General features: G+C 54.9%; 1 protein-coding gene. It reads left to right on the top strand.

All coding sequences use genetic code 11. The annotated features are described in order from the left end of the window. The first annotated feature begins 755 nt into the window (after nucleotides 1-755). On the top strand, nucleotides 756-3,425 hold the full coding sequence (locus tag ACZL02_RS24330) for a calcium-binding protein (protein WP_472941267.1): 2,670 nt from the start codon (nucleotides 756-758) through the stop codon (nucleotides 3,423-3,425). Nucleotides 3,426-4,252: the final 827 nt, after the last annotated feature.

The raw sequence follows: 4,252 nt of genomic DNA, 5'->3' as shown, positions 1-4,252 counted from the left end.
CCTGAACACAGCAAAATTGTCACGGCGGCACAATTTTTATGCAAGAAGTTTTCCGAATGGTATGAAAATGTTCAAAATTTTGACCATGCTGCATCGCCCGTTGCTGAATTGATCTGTCACAATTTGTGAAACTTAGGCAATTCGCTGCTTCCTTATACTTTTCTAATTCGCAATTTAATAAATAATATCCCAGATTCCTTCTACGCTGCGTGTACAGCTCCACCCCACCCAAGGCATATCGAGCAATTTTGCTGCAATGCAAAATGCGCTGTTATGCAGAAGTTTTTAATAAAGCATTGTGTTTTATGAAAAATGTTTTTTCCTATTCTTAAATTTGAAGCGATATACAAGATTTTTGTTTTTCAGGAATTGGCCTTCTTTTTAAGTCGATATCTAATACGGATTCTCCTTGGCGAGATCGCAACTATTAAGCCCGAAACGAGGGAATTGCCTGCATGAAATCGCCGAGAATGGCAGCGCTTCGATTAGATGCGAATGGAAAGATGGGGGTTGTTGCAGCGCATTGATCCAGTGGATGAACCACGTGAAAGATTGTTGAACCTGTTTAAAAAGGTGGCACACCTTTCGCAACAATCTTCTCATCAACAGGCCTCAATGAACGGCGATGCCATCTTAACGGAAATTATCCTTTGTTTTTTGGCGGTTATGAGGATTTTATGTTTAATTTTAGGCCTTTTTTGTAAGCTCTGTGTCCAAATAACCGTACTGTTTAGAGGTTGCTTGGAGCCGCTTTAATGACGACATCCTCCGCCATTCGAATTGCCGATCTCCTCGGAACGATGGGCATCGATACGCATATCAACTACACGGATGGTGGGTATTCGAACTTGGCGGCAAGTCTGAAGGCGCTTGAGTATCTAGGGATTTCGCAGGTACGCGATGCGGCTCCAAACCCCACTTTTGATTCTTACGGCCAATCCAACCTCGGCAAGGCCGCGGATGCCGGGCTGACATTTGTCCTTGCTGTCCAGGGAAATGTCGACCCGGTCGTTTCGGTCCAGCGGATCCATGATTTCATCATCAAACATCCCGGTTCCGTGATCGGCATCGAGGGACCGAACGAGGTCAATAACTGGCCAGTTTCCTACAACGGCCTTTCAGGCACGGCCGCAGCTCAGGCATACCAGGCGAAACTGTTCGCCTTGGTCAATGCCGATCCGATGCTGAAGAATATTCCTGTTCTCGGCTTCACAGATTACCCGGTGCATGCCTCGGCATCCGACCTCAACAACATCCATCCCTATGCAAAGCAGGGTGATCAGCCCCGTGCCGCCATCATTGCAAACATTGCGGCACAGGACAAAGTCGACCCGGGCAAGGCGTTGATCATTACGGAGACCGGCTACCATACCTCATTGACAGCCGATACGAACGGCGGGTGGGAAGGTGTTGACGACGCGACGCAGGCCAAGCTCCTGCTCAATACCTTCATGGACGGCGCCCAATTGGGTGCCACGACTACCTATATTTACCAGCTTCTCGACGCTTATAAGGACGTCAGCGGGTCAAACCAGGAAAAGCATTTTGGTCTTTTCAACTTGGACTATTCGCCCAAGGCAGCTGCGACTGCAATCCACAATCTGACAACGATCCTGAGCGACAAAACTAAGGCTGCTGAAACCTTTTCGGCCGGCAGCCTCGACTATTCGGTCAAGGGCATGCCGAGCGACGGCTACACGATGCTAACCCAAAAGTCGGATGGTTCCTTCCAGATCATAGCCTGGGCCGAGCCGGACATCTGGGACGAGAAACTCGATCGCGCGATCGCCGTGGCCAGCACTTCCGTGACTGTCGATCTCGGCCGGTTCTACGAGACGGTCAAGGTCTATGATCCTCTCCTTGGGACGTCGGCGGTCACCACCTACCACAATGTGTCCAGCGTGGTGATCGGGATCACGGACCATCCCCTTATCGTTGACGTTTCGGGCTCCGTCACACCGATCGAGTTGCCGGTGGTGACTGTTCCCGTCGTGGTCGATCCGGCGCCGAACACAACGCCAGTCGTCACCGCGCCTGCGGTCGACGTGCCTGTCGTGACACCGCCGGTCGTCGCGGTACCGGTGGTCATCGCACCTGTCATGACAGCACCTGTCATAACGGCACCTGTCGTCGCGCTGCCAGCGGTTGTCGCTGGCTTGGCGTTGAATGGAACAGCTGGCAACGACAGCCTATTTGGCGGCGCGGGTGCAGACACGTTCCATGCCGGTGCCGGGAACGACATCCTCTGGATCGACGCGAAGGATATTCTGATCGATGGCGGTCAGGGTCGCGACATCGTCTATGTGACCGGCACGGGTGGCGTAACGCTGAATCTCGCCATCGCCTCTATCGAAGAGGCGCATGGTGGCAGCGGCAACGATGTCTTCGATGGCAGCGCCAGCACCGTCAACCTCAAGCTTTTTGGCGAGGCCGGCGACGACATCTTGTCGGGCGGCAGCGGCATTGACGAAATCTACGGCGGCGCCGGCAAGGACACGTTTCACGGCGGCGCGGGCAACGACATCTTCTGGATCGACGCCGACGACAGTTTGATCGATGGCGGTTCGGGTAATGATACCGTTTACGTGACCGACAACCGCGGCGTCGTGCTCAACCTTACCACGTCATCCATCGAGATAGCGACCGGTGGAGGTGGTAACGACGTCTTCGACGGCCGTGGAAGCACCGCCAATCTGAAGCTGCTCGGCGCCCAGGGGAACGACATCCTTTTCGGTGGGAACGGCAATGACGAACTGTACGGCGGCCCGGGCGCGGACCAGTTTCATGGCGGCGCGGGCAACGATGTCTTTTGGATCGACGCGGACGACACGCTCGTCGACGGTGGCGAAGGACGCGACAGCATCTATGTGTCGGACACCCGCGGGGTGTCGTTGAAGCTGACCGCATTTTCGATCGAAGAAGCGCATGGCGGCGCGGGCAACGACCTCTTCGACGGCCGCGGCAACACCTCGAACCTCAAGCTCTACGGCGGTTCTGGCGATGACGTACTGTACGCTGGTTCCGGGCGGGACGAACTGTATGGTGGCGACGGAAAAGACGTGCTCCACATCGGGCCAGGCCGAGACATACTGACAGGCGGAAGCGGAGCGGACATTTTCGTCTTCGACAATGGGCCTTCGTCCAGCAATGTCGCCAAGATCACCGACTTCACGCATGGCGTCGACGCTATTTGGCTGAATGCCGCCCTCTTCGCCAAGGTCGGCGCTGCTGGAAATCTTTCTGCCGATGCGTTTCATGCCAGTGCGACAGGCCTGGCGCATGACGCCAGCGACCGTATCATCTATAATCAGAAGACCGGCGATGTGTCCTATGACGATGACGGGAACGGCCGAGATGCGGCAATTGTTTTTGCCAATATCGGCGCAGGCAATGGCTTAAATGCCTCTGACTTCCACCTGTTCTGATGAGTGTCAGCTTGCCGGCGGCCGGCACCGATGCCCCTCCCCGCCATTCTGGCGGGAGTCAGCCTCTCGGCCGGGCCTATCTCCAGCGAAACGTATTTTCTTACTGCAGGGCGGGATCATCGTCGCAGTGCGGTGCGGTGAAAGCTTGTCGACAGTGCGGCCGGCTCGAGCAAGCGAACCAATGCCGACCTGCGCCTCGTTGCGAAATGCATGGACCATTCAATTTTTAACGACTAGCCATGTTTTTATTTATTGAAATTGGATCAGGATAACTGTCGACAAGTCAGATGGAAGACCTCAATGTCGCAAATGTTTTCGGTTGATACAGTACACCCGCGGCCCGCGTCCACGGTTTCATATGGCTCTGGCCCAGCTCGCGGTATTACCATCGGGCTTGGCATTTCCGCGGCCCTTTGGTCCATTATCATGTCGCTGATCTTTTAACGAACCACCTCGTGGTTCAGATAGTATGTTGCCGTGCGTGCCGCGTTCTGCCAATTCGCGGAAAGGCTGCCGCAGACACCTTCGTGATTTGAACGTAACGCTCATCCGCCAAGCAATACCAGCCTGAGCGATCGGTGACTTCTTGCCGGCAACCGGGCCGGAATACGCTCAGGTTACGTCGATGAGGCAAGGCGGCAACCTGATGCGCGATCGTAAGCGATGCCTATGCCCTTTCTGGAAGCTGCACGGCAGCAGGATCAGCGCATATATGAAGCAGGCCGATTAAATCCGGAGGATGTAGATGCCCCTTCCTGCGAGAAACGGGCTGGGCGATTCATTTACCGAAGACGATCGGGGTGCGGTCCTCAGACGTCGGTTGGGCC

Source organism: Mesocryomonas fontinalis (assembly GCF_055730125.2).
This window is presented reverse-complemented; position numbering and strand designations above follow the sequence as displayed.